At 66.4% G+C, this 19,233-nt stretch carries 17 protein-coding genes; 4 read left to right on the top strand and 13 right to left on the bottom strand.

Annotated features, from left to right (window positions below; all coding sequences use genetic code 11):
- Positions 1–299 precede the first annotated feature (299 nt).
- From LQ144_RS07720 to LQ144_RS07690, 7 genes are all read right to left on the bottom strand, one after another.
- The gene (locus tag LQ144_RS07720; protein WP_230117989.1) at positions 300–2,420 is read right to left on the bottom strand and encodes an MFS transporter; all 2,121 of its coding nucleotides are present in this window, start codon (positions 2,418–2,420) and stop codon (positions 300–302) included.
- A 10-nt stretch (positions 2,421–2,430) separates the two neighbouring features.
- A complete protein-coding gene (locus LQ144_RS07715; protein WP_230117988.1) occupies positions 2,431–2,910 on the bottom strand; it encodes a MarR family transcriptional regulator in 480 nt (159 codons plus the stop codon).
- A gap of 188 nt (positions 2,911–3,098) precedes the next feature.
- Positions 3,099–4,802: a thiamine pyrophosphate-binding protein gene (locus LQ144_RS07710; RefSeq protein ID WP_230117987.1), complete on the bottom strand. Its 1,704-nt coding sequence runs from the start codon at positions 4,800–4,802 to the stop codon at positions 3,099–3,101.
- A complete protein-coding gene (speB, locus tag LQ144_RS07705; RefSeq protein ID WP_230117986.1) occupies positions 4,799–5,914 on the bottom strand; it encodes an agmatinase in 1,116 nt (371 codons plus the stop codon). The genes LQ144_RS07710 and speB overlap by 4 nt, the downstream gene beginning before the upstream one ends.
- Positions 5,915–6,030: 116 nt before the next feature.
- The gene (locus tag LQ144_RS07700) at positions 6,031–6,372 is read right to left on the bottom strand and encodes a P-II family nitrogen regulator (RefSeq protein ID WP_230117985.1); all 342 of its coding nucleotides are present in this window, start codon (positions 6,370–6,372) and stop codon (positions 6,031–6,033) included.
- A complete protein-coding gene (locus LQ144_RS07695) occupies positions 6,369–7,784 on the bottom strand; it encodes an ammonium transporter (RefSeq protein ID WP_230117984.1) in 1,416 nt (471 codons plus the stop codon). Before LQ144_RS07695 ends, LQ144_RS07700 begins: the two co-directional genes overlap by 4 nt.
- 309 nt (positions 7,785–8,093) lie before the next feature.
- Positions 8,094–8,669 (bottom strand): cupin domain-containing protein, encoded by a 576-nt coding sequence (locus tag LQ144_RS07690; RefSeq protein ID WP_230117983.1) that lies wholly within the window; start codon positions 8,667–8,669, stop codon positions 8,094–8,096.
- 273 nt (positions 8,670–8,942) lie between these two features.
- Between LQ144_RS07690 and LQ144_RS07685 the strand changes: the two genes are divergently transcribed.
- Complete coding sequence (locus LQ144_RS07685; RefSeq protein ID WP_230117982.1) at positions 8,943–10,484, top strand: sodium:solute symporter; 1,542 nt, start codon at positions 8,943–8,945, stop codon at positions 10,482–10,484.
- Positions 10,485–10,589: 105 nt separating this feature from the next.
- Here the strand turns inward: LQ144_RS07685 and LQ144_RS07680 are convergent, their stop codons facing one another.
- Positions 10,590–10,823 carry a hypothetical protein gene (locus LQ144_RS07680; RefSeq protein WP_230117981.1) on the bottom strand — a complete coding sequence of 78 codons (234 nt, stop codon included), beginning with the start codon at positions 10,821–10,823 and terminating at the stop codon, positions 10,590–10,592.
- 248 nt (positions 10,824–11,071) lie between these two features.
- Here LQ144_RS07680 and LQ144_RS07675 point away from each other — a divergent pair, with 248 nt between their 5' ends.
- Together LQ144_RS07675 and LQ144_RS07670 are read left to right on the top strand one after the other, a co-directional pair.
- Positions 11,072–12,220, top strand: coding sequence for a VIT1/CCC1 transporter family protein (locus LQ144_RS07675; RefSeq protein WP_230117980.1), 1,149 nt, complete (start codon positions 11,072–11,074; stop codon positions 12,218–12,220).
- Positions 12,221–12,419: 199 nt separating this feature from the next.
- Entirely contained in the window at positions 12,420–13,286 is an 867-nt protein-coding gene (locus LQ144_RS07670) for a matrixin family metalloprotease (RefSeq protein WP_230117996.1), read from the top strand.
- Positions 13,287–13,322: 36 nt separating this feature from the next.
- Here the strand turns inward: LQ144_RS07670 and LQ144_RS07665 are convergent, their stop codons facing one another.
- The 5 genes from LQ144_RS07665 to LQ144_RS07640 form a co-directional block, all read right to left on the bottom strand.
- The gene (locus LQ144_RS07665) at positions 13,323–14,456 is read right to left on the bottom strand and encodes an LOG family protein (protein WP_230117979.1); all 1,134 of its coding nucleotides are present in this window, start codon (positions 14,454–14,456) and stop codon (positions 13,323–13,325) included.
- 252 nt (positions 14,457–14,708) lie between these two features.
- Positions 14,709–15,485: an SDR family NAD(P)-dependent oxidoreductase gene (locus LQ144_RS07655; RefSeq protein ID WP_230117978.1), complete on the bottom strand. Its 777-nt coding sequence runs from the start codon at positions 15,483–15,485 to the stop codon at positions 14,709–14,711.
- A 36-nt stretch (positions 15,486–15,521) separates the two neighbouring features.
- Entirely contained in the window at positions 15,522–16,883 is a 1,362-nt protein-coding gene (locus tag LQ144_RS07650) for an MFS transporter (RefSeq protein ID WP_230117977.1), read from the bottom strand.
- Positions 16,884–17,080: 197 nt separating this feature from the next.
- Positions 17,081–17,788 carry a FadR/GntR family transcriptional regulator gene (locus LQ144_RS07645; protein ID WP_230117976.1) on the bottom strand — a complete coding sequence of 236 codons (708 nt, stop codon included), beginning with the start codon at positions 17,786–17,788 and terminating at the stop codon, positions 17,081–17,083.
- 107 nt (positions 17,789–17,895) lie between these two features.
- Complete coding sequence (locus LQ144_RS07640) at positions 17,896–18,378, bottom strand: SRPBCC family protein (RefSeq protein ID WP_230117975.1); 483 nt, start codon at positions 18,376–18,378, stop codon at positions 17,896–17,898.
- Positions 18,379–18,419: 41 nt separating this feature from the next.
- Here LQ144_RS07640 and LQ144_RS07635 point away from each other — a divergent pair, with 41 nt between their 5' ends.
- A complete protein-coding gene (locus LQ144_RS07635) occupies positions 18,420–19,220 on the top strand; it encodes a gamma-glutamyl-gamma-aminobutyrate hydrolase family protein (RefSeq protein WP_230117974.1) in 801 nt (266 codons plus the stop codon).
- The last annotated feature ends 13 nt before the right edge of the window (positions 19,221–19,233 follow it).

The raw sequence follows: 19,233 nt of genomic DNA, 5'->3' as shown, positions 1-19,233 counted from the left end.
CGAAGACCTCGAACTCGTCGCTCAGAAACTCAACGGCCGGCCACGTAAAACGCTCGGCTGGGAAACCCCAGCCGAGCGTTTACGTGCTTTACTACTAACCACCTAACCAACAGGTGTTGCAACGACCCCTAGAAACCGCCAGGGCATCAAGTGTTCGTTCGCGCTTTGTTTGCGGAGGTGGGACGAGCGGGCCGGTCAGCTACCCATCGAGGTGCCCGCCGCCGTCGGGCTTCCTGCTTTGATGCTCCGGCTCCTGCTTTTGCTCCTCAAAGCACGGCGGGCGTCCGCCGGTCCGCTTCCTATTCGCTGGCGTGTTTGCCGTGTGAAGCGATGTAATGCGCAGCGGCACGCTGGAGCTTGCGCTCCTTGGCCAGTTGTTTGCGAAGCGACGTCAGCTGCTCGCTCACTTTGGCCTGTTCCTCGGCGATGATCCGCTGCTGCTCGGCCTGCTGGACAACGGAGTTGAGGGCCGTGGCGAGCTGAAGCTGCTGCTCCGCAAGCAGCTTTTGGGTTTGCTGGATCAGTGGAACCATGTCCTCGGGCCTCGTCCGCATGTCGGCGAGCATGGTCCTGGCCCGTGCCGGCGGCTCGTCCAGGGCGCGCAGTCCTGGCACGGCTGCTTGCCGCACGGATTCACGGGGACCGGTAAGGCCTGGGTTGCCAAGACTGGCGCCCTCGTTGGCGAGCTGGCGGTTGAGTACCTCCACGAACTCACGGTCCAGATCATCGTCGGCCGGAACTGCACCATTCGAAGGGGCTCCACCGTCCGAAGGGCCTGAACCCTCCACGGTGACGGCTTCCCCGGCAGGGGCCGTCTGCTCAGCGCTGGCCTGATCGGTGGCAGCAGTCTCTGGCCGGATGTCAACGGTGCGTCGCAGCGGCTGCTCCTTGATGAACAGCACAGCAATGAGGGCCACAACCGCGATGCCGCCGGCGATCAGGAAGATTTCCGCCGTTGCATCGCCATATGCCGCCCTCATAATGTCGCGCACCGGGGCGGGCATGTCGGCGAGGTCAAGGCTCGCCCCGGACGAACCGCCGTTGACCCGAATTCCGGCTTCGGCGAAGCCCTGGGCGGCGAGTTCCTTGACACGGTTGCCGAGGATGGCGCCGAGGACAGAGACACCTATTGCGCCGCCGACCGAGCGGAAGAAGGCCACGGACGCACTCGCCGTGCCGATGTCACGGGCGCTGACAGTGTTTTGCACAGCCAGAACGAGGTTCTGCATCAGCATGCCGAGGCCCAGTCCGAGGATGGCCGTGAAGATTCCGGCCTGCCACAGTTCCGTGGTGTGGTCCATCGTCCCGCCCAGGCCCAGTCCGCCGATCAGCAGAATGGAGCCGGCGATCAGGTAGCGCTTCCACAGGCCGGTGCGGCTAATGAGCAGCCCCGAGACCACCGAACCGATCAGGTTGCCGGCGATCATGGGAAGGGTGAGCAGGCCGGCCTCGGTGGGCGTGGCGCCGCGTGCCACCTGGAAATATTGGCCGAGGAAGGTGGAGGAGCCGAACATGGCCACTCCCACGGCGACCGAGGCGAGGATGGCCAGGGCCGTAGTGCGGTCGGAGATGATCTTGAGCGGGATGATGGGCTGGGCAACCTTGGATTCCACGAACACCAGCAGAGCCAGGAGCAGCACGCCACCGCCCACCATGAGCGCAGACTGCCAGGACCACCAGTCGTAGTAGTCCGGGTTGCCCGCGAACGATACCCAGATCAGCAGCAGGCTGACGCCGGAGGTCAGGAGGATGGACCCGAGCCAGTCGATCTTCGCGGGACGCTTGATGTGCGGGATTTTCAGGGTGATCTGCAGCAGGATCAGGGCGACGACGGCGAGCGGCACGCAGACGAAAAACGTCCAGCGCCAGCCCAGCGGGCTGTCCACGATGAACCCGCCGAGCAGTGGGCCGCCGGCCGTGCCGACGGCCATGACGGCGCCCATGTAACCGGAGTACTTGCCGCGGTCGCGGGGCGGAATCATGGAGCCGATGATGGCCTGGGCCAGGGCTGTCAGGCCACCCATGGCGATGCCCTGGACGACGCGCGCGGTGAGCAGCAGCGGGATGGTTTCCGAGAGGCCCGCCATCACTGAGCCGGCCACGAAGATCACGATGCTGAGCTGGACCAGGAGCTTTTTGTCGAACAGGTCGGCGAGCTTGCCCCAGATGGGCGTGGTGGCGGCGTTGGCCAGGAGCGCGGCCGTGATCACCCAGGCGAAGTCCGTCTGCGTGCCCTTGAGCTCGGACATGATGGTGGGCAGCGCGTTCGCAACGATGGTGCTGCTGAGGATCGCGGTGAAGAAGGCGGCAAGGAGCCCGGTCAGGGCCTCCATGATCTGCCGGTGGGTCATAGCGGCCTGCGGAGGGTGGGCCGAAGCGCGCGACGGGGCCGTTCCGGTAGCGGCAGCGTGGCTTGCCATGTATCTGCTCCTAAAGGGTGGAAGACGTAGTGATGGGTCCGGCCGCCATTGCCCGGGCGGATTCCCGAAGGGATTCCGCAAGATTCCGGAGAACTTTCGCCGTCTCCGCGGCGTCCTGCTGGCTCCACTCCCGCAGGTATCCCTGCAGGGTGGCAGTGCGGTGCTCCTCGATTTCGAGAAGCTTGACGCGTCCGGCGTTGGTCAGGGCCACGAGCTGGGCCCTGCCGTCTTCCGGGTCCGGCCTCCGGTGCACCAGGCCAAGATCCTCGAGTTCGGCGATGTGCCGGCTCAGGACGGGGGCGCTGACACCCAGCCGCGCGGCCAGATGCGTGGCGCGTGATTCCTTCTCCCCCACGAACCGGAGGACGCCCTGCAGCGCGACGCCGGTGTCGGTTCCGCGCGCATTTGCAACCGCAACGCACCGGACCGCCCGCTGGAGGTCGAAGATCTGCCGCACGAGTTCGGCCGCGGTGTTCGGCTCAACTGCCATGATTGGACAACTCCTACTTGTTTGCCTGAAGCAACTATAACTTAGAATAGTTGCTTTGGGAAACTAAGCAGGTTGGGGGCGAGGCGGCCGTGCCTTAAATGCAGCAGCGCGAACGGATAGTTGAGGCCCCAAATCCGTTAGGAAATGGGCCTCAACTATCCGTTCGCGCTGCGTGAGGGGGTACGGAGTTACAGGGCCAGGTGGGTCGGGCCGAACATCTTAAGCAGGGTTTCGACGACGACGACGTTCGGGCCGTCCGCGGCGAAGCCCGCCTTCAGCGCGTCCCCCACATTCTCCGGGGCCACCCGCGTGGCCGGCACGCCGAAGGACTCGGCGAGCTTCACGAAGTCGGGGCGTGCGAGTTCGGTGGCCGTGGCCTTGCCGAATGCGCCCACCATGTACTCGCGCAGGATCCCGTAGCCGCCGTCGTCCACGATCAGCCAGGTGACCGGGATGTTGTGCTGCTTGGCCGTGGCCAACTCCGAGATGGAGTACATGGCCGAACCGTCACCCGATACCGCCAGGACCCGCGCCGAACCGCCGGATGTGCCCACGGTTTCCAGGCCCACGGCCCCACCGATCGCAGCTGGGAACCCGTAGCCCAGCCCGCCGGCGCCCTGCGCTGAATGGAACTGCCCTTCCCGGGCGTCCCAGCAGCTCCAGCCCCAGTAGGCCGAGATGGTCATGTCCCAAAACGTCTGCATGGCCGCTGGGACGGCCTCGCGGATGTCAGCCATGAACTTCAGTTCCTTGCCGAGGTCCTGGGATTCCAGCCGCCCCTTGACCTTGGCCAGGGACTCCCGGACCAGGTCCTCGGGCGAGGTCCCGTGCCAGCTGGCGCGCTCGCCGTGCGGCTCCGTAAGGGCCTCGTCGAGGGCCGCGAGGGCCTGTCCGGCGTCGGCCCTGATACCGAGCCCGGGCCGGTTGGACTCCAGCACGCGGGGTTCGGCGTCGATCTGGATGATCCGGCCGCGCGGCTCAAAGGTGAAGTAGTTAGACGTGACCTCACCCAGCGAGGAGCCGACGACGATCAGGACGTCCGCGTCCTCGAGGAGGTCCGTCATGTGCCTGTCCTCGATCCAGGACTGCAGCGACAGCTCATGGCTCCAGGGGAAAGCCCCGTTGCCGCCGGGAGTACAGATCACGGGGGCGCGCAGCTTCTCCGCAAGGGAGAGCAGGGATTTCTCCGCCCGGCCCCGTCGCGTCCCGCCGCCGGCGATGATGGCCGGACGTTCCGCCGTGGACAGCCATTTAACCGCTTCGCGGACCAGTTCAACGCGCGGCGGGTTGTCCGCCGCTTCGGCGAGCGCGTCCTCGACGGGAGGCACCATGATGGGGTCGAGGAGCACGTTCTGCGGGACCTCAAGCCAGACGGGACCCTGTGGTGAGGAGATCGCCTCGGTCCACGCGTCCTGGATAGCGGAGGGAATACCGGAGGCGTGCTGGATCAGGCGCTGGCTCTTGGTGACGTTCGCGGCCGAGGCCTTCTGGTCATCGAGCTGGTGCAGCATCCCCTTGCGGCGCGCACCCAGTCCCTCCAGCGGAATTTGGCTGGCAATGACCACCATCGGCACGCCGGTGGCATAGGCCTCCTGCAGGCCGGCCAGGGACGTCAGCGCGCCGGGACCCGTGGACAGGAACAGTACGCCGACCTCGCCGGTTGCACGCGAATAACCGTCTGCGGCGAAGGCACTGTTATTTTCCACGCGAGAGGACACGAACTGCAGGTTCCCGCGGCCCATCGCGTCGAACAGGCCCAGCGCATGCTGGCCGGGAATGCCAAAGACCGTCTTCGCACCCAGCGCTTCGAGGGTCTCGACGACGAGATCCCCGCCGTTGCGGACGCCGGTCCCTTTGGTGGGGGCTGCCGTGCCGGGATCGAAGTCGATCACTTGACCGCCCCGGCAGCCTCAGAGATTTCGATGCGCCCGCTGGCCCGGTTGTCTGCCCCGGGGGCGGAGAACCCGGCCGGACGCCGCGCTTCCTGGCCCAGCGCCTGGGCGGCGTAGCCGTTATCGGTTCCGAAGCGGTTTCCCTCAACGGCATTGTCGGCCATCAGGGTCACCAGTTCGTAGGCGACATGGCTGGCCGCGACGCCGGTGATTTCCGCGTGGTCGTACGCGGGGGCGACCTCAACGACGTCGGCTCCCACGAGGTTCATGCCGCGGAAGCCGCGGATGATCTCCAACAGCTCCCGGCTGGTGATGCCGCCGGCCTCGGGGGTTCCGGTGCCGGGCGCGTGGGCTGGGTCAAGGACGTCGATGTCCACGGAGATGTACAGCGGGCGGTTGCCGATGCGGTCCCGGACCTTGGCCACGGTCTCGAGCACGCCCTGATAGTAGACGTCTGCGGAGGTGACGATTCCGAACCCGAAGCGGTGGTCGTCGTCGAGATCCTTCTTGCCGTACAGCGGGCCGCGGGTACCGATGTGGCTGATGGCCTCGGTGTCCAGGATGCCTTCCTCCACTGCCCGGCGGAACGGGGTGCCGTGGGTGTATTCAGCGCCGAAGTAGGTGTCCCAGGTGTCCAGGTGTGCGTCGAAGTGCAGCATGGCGACCGGGCCGCCGGCGCGTTCGGCGGCGGCGCGCAGCAGCGGCAGGGCGATGGTGTGGTCACCGCCGAGAGTCAGCAGTTTGCTGTCGGACGAAGTCAGGTCCAGGGCGTTCTGCTGGATAGTCTCGATGGCCTCGTTGATGTTGAACGGATTGACGGCCATGTCGCCGGCGTCAGCCACCTGGCAGTTCTCAAACGGGCTGACATCCCAGGCCGGGTTGTACGGGCGCAGCAGACGGCTGGCCTCGCGGACGTGGTTGGCGCCGAAGCGGGCGCCTGGGCGGTAGGAAACTCCGGAGTCGAAGGGGACCCCGACCACCGTGATGTCCGCCTTGGGTACCTGGTCCAAACGGGGCAGCCGGGCATACGTGGCCGCTCCTGCGTAGCGGGGAATACGGGATGAATCGATGGGGCCAAGGTTGCCGTTGGCTTCGATGCGCAGCTCTTCCAAAGGAACGCCTCTCCTTCGAGGATGAAAGGTGGGTGTGACAGCCATCATACACTCGAAGTTGCCTAATGCGCATCATATGTTTACAAATTAGCCCTACCCCGCGCGCGCCCCGCGCCTCAGCGGATTGCCGCTTCCCCCCGCTCCCCCGTTCGCACCCTGACGGCGTCACGCACCGCAAGGGTCCAGATCTTGCCGTCGCCAAACCGCCCCGTCCGCGCCCCGGACATGATGGCGGCCACCACCCCGTCGGCGGCATCCTCGGTTACCAAGACCTCGACGCGGATTTTCTGCACAAGATCCGAGGTGTATTCAGCCCCGCGGAAGACCTCAACATGGCCGCGCTGCTGGCCGTAGCCATTCGCCTGGCTGACCGTCATGCCGTTTACCCCGAAGCGCTCAAGGGCATCGCGTACGGCGCCGATCCTGTCCGGACGGACAATGGCCGTCACGAGCTTCACTGCGGGACACCGCCGCGGGCAGCCTCGGCTTCCCGGACCGGATCAGCGGCCATGCTGCCTCCGGGCGAGGAAGCGGCGCCAGCGCCGCGATGTTCACCCGGGTGGAAGCTGCCGCCCACCATGGCCAGTTCGTAGGCTGTCTCCGCGTGCTCCGTGACGTCGATGCCGGAACGTTCGTCCGCATCGGTAACGCGCATCCCCATCGTCTTGTGGATGGCAAGCCCAATCAGCGTGGTCATGACCGCTGTCCAGGCGGTGACGATCAGCGCGGTCAGTATTTGTGGCCAGAACTGCGCGAGTCCGCCGCCATAGAACAGTCCACCCCCGGTCTTAGACGACGGAACGGCGAAGAACCCGAGCGACAGCGTCCCCCAGAGCCCGCCGATGAAGTGCACTGCCACGACGTCCAGGGAATCGTCCAGCCCAACCCTGAACTTGAGAGCCACAGCAAGGGCACACACTCCGCCGGCCACGGCACCGATGGCAATGGAGGCCATCGGGTCCACGAAACCGCAGGCCGGCGTGATCGCCACCAGCCCGGCAACGGCACCCGAGGCAGCCCCGAGAGAGGTGGCATGTCCGTCGCGGAGCCTTTCCACGAGCAGCCAGCCGAGGAGCGCGGCACTGGTTGCCAGCAGCGTGTTGGTCCAGGCAAGGCCTGCAGTGGCATCGGCCGTCAGCTCGGATCCTGCATTGAAGCCGAACCAGCCGAACCACAACAGACCCGCACCGAGCATGACAAACGGGAGGTTGTGGGGACGGATGTTCGGGTCCCTCATGAAGCCGAGTCGCTTGCCGAGGACCACTGCCAGCATGAGGCCGGCCATGCCCGCATTCATGTGGACAACGGTGCCGCCGGCAAAATCCAGGGCCGCGATCTTGCTGCCGATGATGCCCTCCGCACCGAAGATACCGCCGCCCCACACCCAGTGGGCAATCGGCGAATAAACAAGGGTCACCCAGAGCGCCGAGAACAGGAGCCAGGGCCCAAACCGGACCCGTTCGGCCACGGCGCCGCTGATCAGGGCGACGGTGATGATCGCAAAAGTGGCCTGGAAGCCGATAAACACCATGTCAGGAAGGCCGGCCGCCTTGGTTCCGATCGTAGTTGTCAGGCCGGCGAGGCCGAAGTTGGCGAACGGGTCGCCGACCCAGCCGCCCAACGTGTCCGGGCCGAACGCCAGCCCATAGCCCCAGAGCGCCCAGACGACGGCCACCACGCCCATGGCGCCAAAGCTCATCATCATGATGTTCAGGACTGACTTCATCCGCACCAGGCCGCCATAGAAGAAGGCCAGGCCGGGTGTCATCAGGAGCACCAGCGCCGAGGCCGCCAGCATCCAGGCGGTCGCGCCAGGATCCAGGGCAAGCGGGTCTGTTTCGAGCCTTACAGAGAGAAAAAGATGATCCATCGCGGGAGCCTTCCTCGGATTTGCCGCCCGGAGGCGTGCATGTGGCGAGACCTGCGAGACCGTGACCGGTCGATAGCCAGACTGTTTCGAATTCCCCGGGCCGAGACTACAAAACCCGTGTTTCCGCTGGCAGCATTCTGCTTTGCGGGCATGTAACAGGCGGGCTCCGGGTGTGAATTACGCGTGTACGGGAGATGTCCGGAATGTGACGTACATCTCACCACGCCGCCGGCAGGCACCGCTGGAGCAGGCGGCAGCAGTCCGCCTCAGCCAGCGGTCCGCATCAAGCGTCAGACCCGCGCCACGCTCCTAGCGGCTGGCGGCGGGAACCAGGACCCAGAGGACCTCGACGGCCTCGTTTGTGGGATTCACCCAAGTGTGGGGTTCGCGCCCCGGAAACGTGACGGTATCCCCGGTGTTGAGCTCATACTCCTCATTGGTGAGGATGAGCTTGATGGTGCCCTTAATGACATGGAGCACATCGACGTCGCAATCAACAGCGTAGAGCTCGGACTCGCCGCGGCCCAGCGGCTCGATGACGGCCTGGATGATTTGAACGCGCCGCTCCGACCGAGCGGTCAGCAGCCGCTCAACGATCCCTTCGCCGCCCAGCGAAATGCGGGGGCCGGCGTCGCGCTTTGTGAGGTGGGTTTCAGGCGCGGCAAACAGGTCGCCAATGGAAATGGAGAGGACCTGGCACAGGGTCACCAGCGAGGCGACAGAGGGCGAGGTGAGGTCCCGCTCGACCCGGCTCAGGAAGCCCTTGGTCAGCCCGGTGGCATCCGCCACCTGTTCAATTGTGAGCCGCTGCGACTGTCGGGCGGCACGGATTCTTGAACCGATGGCAACCGGAACATTGCTCGGCTCAACTGGAAGTGCCTTCATTTACGAACCTTTCACGGCCGGCCGCTCGGCCCCATCTTTGGAGCCATACTAGCGGCACCCCGCCGATCCGACGGCCCGGGAACCGCGTCACAGAAGATTGCGTCTTGACTGTTACTCCGATCACACCCTACGCTTGTTGGCAACAACTGTTGCATGCGAAGCAACAGAGCTCGATCCCTTCAGTTTTCCCCTTTAGAGCAGCCCAAACCGCGTACCCCAACTGCGCTCCGGATTACCGTAAAGCTGCCAGAGCTCCGAGGAGCCCCAAGAATCATGGACGCAAACTTCGTCAATATTGCCATCGTGGTGGTGTACCTCGCCGCGATGCTGGCCTTCGGCTGGTGGGGCAAGTCCCGCACCAAGAACAACAGTGACTACCTGGTGGCCGGCCGCAGGCTGGGCCCGCTCCTTTACACCGGAACCATGGCCGCCGTCGTGCTCGGCGGCGCCTCAACGGTGGGCGGCGTGGGCCTCGGCTACAAGTTCGGCATCTCCGGCATGTGGCTTGTCGTCGCAATCGGCGCGGGTGTGCTCCTGCTGAGCCTGCTCTTTGCCGGGACCCTCCAGCGGCTGAAGATCTACACGGTCTCCCAGATGCTGAGCCTGCGCTACGGCCAGCGCGCCACCCAGACCTCCGGCATCGTCATGCTGGCTTACACCCTGATGCTCTGCGCCACCTCCACGGGCGCCTACGCCACCATCTTCGTGGTCCTGTTCGGCTGGGAGCGCTGGCTCGCCATCGCCGTCGGCGGCGCCATTGTGCTGGTGTACTCCACCATCGGAGGCATGTGGTCCATCACCCTCGCCGACCAGGTGCAGTTCATCATCAAGACGGTGGGCATCTTCTTCCTCATGCTCCCGTTCGTCCTTAACGCCGCGGGCGGCCTCGACGGCATCCGTGCCCGCGTTGACGCGAGCTTCTTCCAGCTCGACGGCATCGGCGTGCAGACCATCATCACGTACTTCGTGGTGTACACCCTTGGCCTGCTGATCGGCCAGGACATCTGGCAGCGCGTCTTCACCGCCAAGACCCCCACCGTGGCCCGCTGGGGCGGCGCCACCGCAGGTGTCTATTGCATCCTGTACGGCGTCGCCGGCGCGTTGATCGGCCTGGCCGCCCGTGTGGCCCTGCCCGACATCGACGTCGCCAATCTCGGCAAGGACGTTGTCTACGCCGAGGTTGCCACCCACATCCTGCCGATCGGCATCGGCGGCCTGGTCATGGCCGCAGCCGTCGCCGCCATGATGTCCACCGCCTCCGGCGCCCTCATCGCTGCGGCAACGGTGGCCCGCGCTGACGTTGTGCCGTTCGTGGCCAGCTGGTTCGGCAAGACGATCAACACCGACGACACCGAAAACCCCGAGCACGACGTCAAGGCCAACCGTTACTGGGTCCTTGGCCTGGGCATCGTGGCGGTGCTGATCTCCATGGCAGCCCAGGACGTCGTGGTGGCCCTGACCATCGCCTATGACATCCTGGTGGGCGGCCTGCTGGTAGCCATCCTCGGCGGCCTGGTCTGGAAGCGCGGCACCGGCATCGCCGCCGCCTGGTCCATGGCCGTGGGCTCGGTCCTGACCCTTGGCCTGCTGATCATGTATGCCACGGGAATCATCCCGAGCGAGGACGGCGTCTACGCCAACGATCCCATCTACTGGGGCCTTGGGGCCTCGCTGGCAGTGTACTTGGTGATATCCGTACTCACGCCACCCACGGATCCCGAAGTCCGCGAAGCGTGGGACAAGCGCGTCGCCGGAGCCGTGTCCGAGGAACTGTCCCTGGAGGCTCACCCGGTAGCCAGCCACGCGGCGCATTAGGCAAACTGAATTAATCACGACGGCGGTGCCTTCCCTTCGCGGGGAAGTCACCGCCGTCGGGGTTTAAGCGTTCGGCTCTAAGCGCCGGGGTTTGAGCGCGTGTCCTTATTCTTCGTAGCCTTCGTCCCCGCGGAATTCGTCGGCATCCAACGACACCACCCGCTCGTCGTCGTCAACGGCTTCCGGCGCGACGGGAACAACTCTCTCCTCGGAGTCGATGAACTCGTCCTCGGTATCCCAGTCTTCGTCGACCGGCGCGTCCTCGGCGAAATCGTAGGCGGGGTCGGATTCCAGTGTGTGGCGGGCGTCGGGCTCGGGGCGTGATCCGGTGGTGTTCATGATGCAGACCTCCGTGTGATTGGACTTCCGTGCCCTCCGTCAACGAGGCACGTTTTCATCAGATCACCACCCTTGTGGACGGTCAAGGGCCCCGCGGCAGAGCGTCAGGAAACCGTTCTCGGAACCGCGCATTTACGGGGTCCCTAAATTTCCGCCTGAGGAATACCGGCCGAAAATCCGCGGAATTGCGGGGTAAGCTGGTCGTTGCAATGGGGCCGAACCATGCCTCATCTAGCCCAGGAGTTCCCGTGTCTCAGCACGCAAAATCTGACCGCCACAGCGAAACCAGCCCGGCCGCACACGCATCGCCCGCCGGTACCCCAAACGCAGCGGACGTGAAACGCTGGCGCCAGTATCTGGCCGACGAACGCGCCGAGGCTGCCGTCTACCGGGACCTCGCGCAAAGCCGCTCCGGCGAAGAACGGGCCATCCTCCTGGCCCTCGCCGAGGCCGAGGGACGCCACGAAGCCCACTGGCTCAAGCTCCTCGGCGAGCACGCGGGCAAGCCGCGCCGCGCCTCCGCCCGCAGCCGGCTGCTGGGCCTCCTTGCCCGGCACTTCGGTTCCGTTTTCGTGTTGGCCCTGGCCCAGCGTGCCGAGGGCCGCTCCCCCTACACCAAGGAGCCCTCCGCCACTCCGGCCATGGCGGCGGACGAACAGATTCATGAGGAAGTGGTGCGCGGCCTGGCCACGCGGGGCCGCAACCGGCTGGCCGGAACCTTCCGGGCGGCCGTTTTCGGCGCCAACGACGGCCTCGTCAGCAACCTGTCGCTCGTAATGGGCATGGCCGCCACCGGCGTGGCCAGCACCGTGGTTCTGCTGAGCGGCATCGCCGGCCTGCTGGCCGGCGCGTTCTCCATGGGCGCGGGCGAATTCGTCTCCGTCCGTTCGCAGCGTGAGCTTCTGGCCGCCACGCGACCCACACAGGTGACGCTCGCCGCGGCGCCGCAGCTGGATATTGAGCACAACGAGCTCCTGCTGGTCTATCTGGCCCGGGGCATGTCCCGCGAGGCCGCGGAACACCGGGTGGCCGAGCGGATGGGCCTCTTCAGCTGCGACTGCGACCCGAGCCTCTCGCTCCAGCCCGAGCTCCCGGAGACCGAGGATCAGCACGAGGCCGTGGGCACCGCCTGGGGCGCCGCGCTGTCCAGTTTCTGCTTCTTCGCCTCCGGCGCGATCGTCCCCGTCATTCCCTTCCTGTTCGGCATGACCGGCGTGGGCGCGCTCGTGGTGGCCGCCGTGCTGGTGGGCATGGCGCTGCTGGCGACGGGTGGCGTCGTCGGTCTCCTTTCCGGCACCTCTCCCCTGACCCGCGGTCTTCGCCAGTTGGCCATCGGGCTGGGAGCAGCCGGAGTCACCTACGTGTTGGGCATGGCGTTCGGCGCCGTGATCGCCTAGTGCGGCTGGCCGGAGCTCTCGGCGCCGGGGAGACGCAGTAGTGGAAGAAGAGCCGGCCGGAGAAGACACCGGCCTGCGCGCACCTGACGATGAACGCCGTGACACGGATAGCGGGCAGCGGCACCGGAAACACCCGCGCCATTCCGGGACCGCCAGCGCAGCCAGCAGGTTCATCCGCAACCTCGTCCTGATAACCGCCATCGGGTGTGCAGCATTCGTGGCGGCGGGCTTCGCCTACGGGGCCCCCCGTTTTGCCAGCCTCCTAGAGTTCCGGCTCGGGGCCGGCAACGGACATCCTGCCCAGCCCAGGCCCGGGCAGACGGACCGGGCCGGTGGGGCCGGCCAGGGGCAGGAGGCCGGCCAGGCAGGGCAGCCCGGCACGGGCGGCCGGGCCGCAGGCGCACCGCCGCCCGGCGTCGAAGAGGCAGCAGCACCGCTGGGAACGCCGGCGCCCCCGCCGGAACCGAGTGATTCGTATAAGTTCCTGGCCACCAACGACGACGGCACTCCGGTTGGATATTCGCCCTGCCGGCCGCTGCACTACGTAGTGAACGCCGGCCTGGCGCCGGAGGGCGCGGCCGGGCTGGTCCCCGCGGCGATCGAGACGGTGTCCCGGGCCACGGGCATCCGTTTCATCAACGACGGGGCCACCGACGAACAGCCCTCGGAATCGCGCGCCCCCTACCAGCCCGAGACCTACGGCGAGAGGTGGGCTCCGCTGCTCATCAGCTGGACCACTCCGGGGGCGGCACCCAGGCTCAAGGGCAAGATCATCGGCACCGGGGGCAGCACGCACTACAGCTATGGGGACGGGCCCAAGAGCTTCGTCACCGGAAGCCTCGAGCTCGACGCCCCGCAGATTGCCGCGGAACTCAACCGTCCGGACGGTCCCGGATATGCCACCGCCGTCATCCTGCACGAGCTCGGCCACGTCATGGGGCTTGAACACGTGGATGACCCCGTTCAGCTGATGTACCCGGAGATCGGCGCGCCCGACGGTCTGGCGGCGGGGGACCTCAGCGGACTGCAGGCTCTTGGCAAGGCCCCGTGCCGGAAGGACCTCTAAGCGGGATCGGCTTTCAGGACCCAGCCTCTCCAGTCATCAGCTGCCCAAAACCGCGAGTGCCTCGTCCACGCTGTCCACCAAAAAGATCCGCTGCTCCATCGCCCTCCCGTGAGCCAGGCTCTGCAGCATGGGCCAGGCCGGATGATGCCGCTCCCAGTGTTCCCGTCCCACCAGCACCATGGGGGTCACGGTTTCCGATGCACCGTAGTAGTTCTCGCACGCATCCTGGAAGATCTCCTGGATGGTCCCGGCCGAGCCCGGCAGGAACACGATGCCGCCCTTGCACAGCTCCAGGAGGACGGCCTCGCGGACCGCGTTGGCGAAGTACTTGGCAATGTGTGTCGCGAAGAAGTTGGGCGGTTCGTGGCCATAAAACCAGGTGGGGATGCCCAGCGACGACGTTCCGTGAGGGAAACGCGTGACGACGGCCGCCGCGGCCCGTGCCCACGCTGACACCGAGGGCCGGAAGCCGGGGACGGAAGCCAGTTCGGTGAGAACACCCCGGAAATCCTGGTCTGGTGCCTCGCTGAGGTAGGCGCCCAGGTTTGCTGCCTCCATCGCCCCAGGGCCGCCGCCCGTGGCCACCATCCTGCCGCTGCGGGCCAGCAGCCTGCCCAGCGTTGCGGCCTCGGCAAATCCCGCGCTTCCCCGCTGCGACGCGTGGCCGCCCATGACCCCGACGATGGCGCGTCCCCCGCCCAGGACGGAGCGGGCCAGCTCCTCCAGGGCGTCGCCGATCGCGTGGTCATGCAGGGCAGCCGCCAGCGTGGCATCGAGGTGCCGGCGCTGGCCGGGGCGGATACTCCACTGGTACACGAGGGCATCCCGCGTTTCCTCGTACGGCACGTCCAGGATGCCGGCGTAGAGCTCCTGGGGCGTGTACAGCTCACCGCGGTAGGCATCGAACGGCACGCCGGCCAGCTTGGGAAATATCAGGGCACCGCGCCGGCGGAGCGAGTCTTCCACCCCGGGATCGAACGTGCAGCCCATGAAGATGGCGCCTTCCGCCTCCATGGCGGCGAGGACCGGAGCCCTGCCGCGCAGGTCGAGGGACTGTGCGTGCCAGCCATGCATGGTCTTCGCTCCGGCGCTGACGAGCTGGTCAAAGCGGGTGACGCTCTCCACCTCGAGGGTCCGCGGGCTGGGGTTCAGGCTGCCGGAGGGGTTCATGGTGCCAGCGTAGCGGGCTGTTCCAGCGTAGCGGGCTGTTCCAGCGTAGCGGGCTGTTCCAGCGAAGCGGGCCGTGCCAGCGAAGCGGGCCGTGCCAGCGAAGCGGGCCGTGCCAGCGAAGCGGGCCGTGCCAGCGAAGCGGGCCGTGCCAGCGAAGCGGGCCGTGCGAGCCGAGCCAGCCAAGCGGGCTGGAACGCGGAAGTGCCCCGCAGCGGGCTGCGGGGCACTTCCGGTGTTGCTGGTGGGATCAGGTCAGGAGACCTGGAGACCGCCGTTGATGTCATAGGTGGCGGCGGTGATGTAGCCGGAGTCCTGGCCCAGCAGGAAGGAGATGAGTGCAGCAACCTCTTCCCGGGTGCCGACGCGCCCCATCATGATGCCTTCGGACATCTGCGCCTTGCGCTCATCGGACAGCGTGCCGCCCATGATGTCGGTGTCGATAGGGCCGGGGGCGATGGCGTTGACGGTCACGCCAAACTCGCCCACCTCACGGGCCAGCGCCCGGGTGAATCCGATGATGCCGGCCTTGGAGGCGCTGTAGGCAACCTTGGAGTAGGTGCCGCCGCCGCGCTGCGCCGAGATCGAGGAAATGCTCACGATGCGTCCGAGTTTGCGCTCGATCATGCCCTTGAGGACACGCTGGGAGACGATGAACGTCCCACGCATGTTGATCGCGAAAACCTTGTCCCACTCCTCCACGGTGGTTTCCATGAACGTCGTCGGAGAGCTGATGCCCGCGAGGTTGGCCAGGGCCACGATCGGCGGCAGCGACTCTTCGATTTCGCTGATCGCACGGTCCACCGAGGCAGCGTCGGAGACGTCCGCGCCGACACCGATGGCCTTCACCGCACGGTTGGAGCCAATCTCTGCAGCTGCGGCCTTCGCGTCTTCGGCGTTGATGTCCAGGATCGCGATGGACCAGCCCTCGCTGGCCATGCGGTCGGCAGCTGCGCGGCCGATGCCGCGGGCGGAGGCCGCACCGGTCAGCACGACTGTGCGGTCGGCGGGGAAAGCAGTGGTTGAGCTCATTGCAGATATTCCTTCGTGTGGTTCGCTGGGTGGTTCTTAGCGGGAGATGGTGGCTTTGGCTGCAGCTGCGACGGCGGGGTCCAGAGCGGCATCGCCTTCGGGGCGCTTCCGCGCATAGAAGTACGTGGCGACCGCCGTGACGCAGAGGCAGAAGGACAGGAACAACAGACCGCTCTGGTTGTTGCCGGTGGCGTCCTTGAGGAGTCCGACCGCATAGGGGGCCACGAAGCCGCCGAGGTTTCCGAGGGAGTTGACCATGGCAAGGCCGGAGGCTGCTGCCGCACCGGTCAGCGCCGCGGACGGCATGGACAGGAAGGGGGCGATGGCGCCGTAAATGCCCATGGCCGAGACCGTCAGGCCGATGAGTGCCAGAACCGGGTTGATCGGGAGCAGGTAGCCTGCGGCCAGCAGGCCCACGCCGGCGAGCACCATGCTGACCGCGCTGTGCCAGGCCCGCTTGCCGGTCTTGTCTGCACGCTTGCTCCAGAAGTACACGAACACCGCTGCGATGGCGTACGGAATGAGGACGATAAACCCGACCTCCGCGGTGGAGAACTTGCCCAGCGCGGCAACGATGGTGGGCATCCAGAGGCCCAGACCGTAGATGCCGCAGACCAGGCCGAAGTACAGGGCAGAGTAGACCAGGGTGCGCTTGTCCTTGAGGCCGGCCAGGAAGTTATGGCTGCCGCCCTGGGACTTGGCCGCCAGTTCGGCGTCCATGGTGGTGGCGAGCCATTCGCGCTCGTCGTTGTTGAGCCACTTGGCGTCCCGCGGACGGTCCGTCATGAGGATCGGGGTGAGCAGGCCGAGGAGGATGGCCGGGATGCCTTCGAGGATGTAGAGCCACTGCCAGCCGTGCAGTCCGAGGACTCCGTCCATCTGGAGCAGCAGGCCGGAAACCGGGGCGCCGAGGGCGTTGGAGACCGGCTGGGCGAGGATGAAGATGCCCAGCACGGTGACGCGCTGCGCTGCGGGGAACCACAGGGTCAGGTAGAACAGGATGGCGGGGAAGAACCCTGCCTCAGCGGCGCCCAGCAGGAACCGGATGATGTAGTAGGTGGTCTCACCGTTCACGAGGCACATGGCCGCGGCGAATATGCCCCACGTGATGAGGATGCGGGCCAGCCACTTGCGGGCTCCGAACCGGTACATTCCGGCGTTGCTCGGGATTTCGAGCAGCGCGTAGCCGAGGAAGAAGATGCCTGCGCCCAGCCCGTAGGCTGCAGAGGTGAGGCCGATGTCCTCACTCATGGTGAGCTTGGCGAAGCCCACGTTGTTGCGGTCAAGGTACGCAACGAAGTACAGGAGAACGATCAGGGGCATGACGCGGCGGCGGACTTTGCGGAGTGTGCGGTCGCCAAGCTCGCCGAGTCCGGACTTTGTGGTTAATGAAGTCATCATCGACCTTCTATCTGACGGTTCCGGGCCGGCGGCTTCGCGCGGAGGAATCCGATGCTTTTATGGGGGGTTCTGTCCGCTCCAGATCAGAGCGTTTTTTGATTCTTATTTGAATCTGATGTCAGACATCTGACGGAAGAACATGAGCAAAAGCATAGAAGGGTGACGCGCATTACGTCAAGGCCGGTGGGTTCAGCTCAGGACTTCGTGCCGTGGACGTAGCGTTCGTAGTCCTCGAACGTCTGGTCCATATGCTCGTCCATCGCCCGGCGGGCAAGCTCGGAGTCGCCGGTGAGGATGCTGTCCAGCACGCGCTGGTGAAAGGCGATGGCGTGGCGCTGGATCTCCTCGACCGCGGAAGTCTCGCGGCGGGCGCGGTACAGGGACTGGCCGAGCTGGGCGAGCAAGGCACGCACGAACGGGTTGCCCGAAGCCTTCAGCACCACGTCATGGAACGCGATGTCCGCGGTCACGAAGCCGTCAAGGTCGCCGGATTCGTGAAACCGCTTCATGTCGGCGATCGACCGGCGCATGTCCTCGGCGTGCTCCGGCGTGTGGCGCCTGGCGGCGAGCGCGGCCGCGCCGGTCTCCACCATGCGCCGCACCTCAATGAGCCCCCTGGAGACCTGGTCCTCGGCGTTGCCGTATGACGCCGCCTTGATGATCGCGTCAAGGCCGGTCCAGTTGTCCGCGGGATTCACGAAGGTTCCGCGGCCCGCCTTGACGTAAAGGATGTTCTGCGCCCGCAGGGCCTTGAGCGCCTCGCGGACCGTCAGGCGGCTGACGTCGTAGGCCTTGGCGATGTCGGCCTCCGGGGGCAGCGCATCGTGCGGCTTCAGCCTGCCGTCAAGGATGTCGTCCAGCAGGCCGTCGACGAGGTCGTCAACCAGTGTCCTGCGACCCATTGGAACGACCCACTTTCGCCTTGCATGCTGCCCTCGATGGGCCTAACACTACAGAAACGGCGGCGGACCGCGGAAAATGCCCCGGCTGAACGTCAGTCGGCTACGCGTCAGCCGGCAGTGCGTCGGCCGGCAGCGTATGAGTCCGAAACGTAGGTATCCAACCTGGCGAGGGTGTTTTCGATATTGTCGGGGTGGCGCCGGAGGTACCCTGCCAGCCGGAGGAAGAACTTGCCGCGGACCTGGCGTGCGTCCCACTGCTCTGTGACAAGCGTGCCGGGGATTCCGGCGGCGTCCGTGGCCGGCTCCAGCAGGTAGCGCCAGACATGCCCGTAGAAGTGGCGCCAGCCGATCCTGCGCCCTTCTTCGAATTCCGTCACGGTGTTCAGAATCTTGTAGTCCACCTTGACGTTCATTTCCATACCAAACTCAACCCCCGGCCCAAGCCGTTCCGGGCCGCGGGGCTGGGCGCCCCTCACCGTGCCCGAACCGTCGATTTCGCTGTGCAGGGCCGGAGTGGCCAGGACCTCGAAGATCCGGGCCGGCGCGGCGGCGATGAAGCGGTCCCTGGACACGAGATATCGGTTGTTCATCCGGCCAGCCTAGCCGCTAAGAATTGGTGCAGAATTTGAGCATGCAGAATTCATCGCCTGCCGGCAGCCCGCGCATCGGCATCCCTGTCCGGCTCAGCAGTTCAGCCGATCCAGACCCCCGGGTGGCAGAGGCCAACGGCCTCTTCGATTACATCGTGGACCTCGTGCGCGACGGCGGCGGCGAACCGGTGCTGCTGACCCCCGATCTGGTGGAGGGCGGCGTGCTCGACGGCGGCAGGCGCGCCGGCGCGCCTGAGGCGCTCGACGGCGTCGTACTCCCCGGCGGCGGCGACCTCGACCCGCGGCTTTACGGCGAAGTTCCGGGCGGCACCTGCTACGACGTCAACCCGGAACAGGACAGACTGGACATTGCGGTGGCGCGCCAGGCAATCGACGCAGGGCTCCCCCTGCTGGGCATCTGCCGCGGCCACCAGCTGCTCAACGTCCTTTACGGCGGAACGCTGATTCAGGACATGGCACCGGGCACCGTGCCGCACCGCGACAGCCCCGCTGAAGGCGGCGGACTGTGGGCTTGGCACGACGTGGCGATGACGCCGGGCTCCAAGGTGGCGCGTCTGTACGGCGCCGTCGCAGATCCCGTCCCCGGCATCTCAGGTGCAGGCAGCGTGAAGATCGCGTCGGGCCACCACCAGGCCGTGGCGCAGGTGGCACCAGGCCTGGTGGTGACCGCGGTGGCGGAGGACGGCACCGTGGAGGCACTTGAGGACCCTGAGCGGTGGGTGGCCTCGGTCCAGTGGCATCCCGAGGCGGTCGAACTGCCAGAGGTCCAGCGGCTGGCGCCGTTCCGCGCCTTCGTGGACGTCTGCCGGCGAAACCGCTAGCCTGCCGGTTTCC

This window comes from Arthrobacter sp. Bi83 (genome assembly GCF_918698095.1).
In the GTDB taxonomy this organism is placed as follows: Bacteria; Actinomycetota; Actinomycetes; order Actinomycetales; family Micrococcaceae; genus Arthrobacter.
This window is presented reverse-complemented; position numbering and strand designations above follow the sequence as displayed.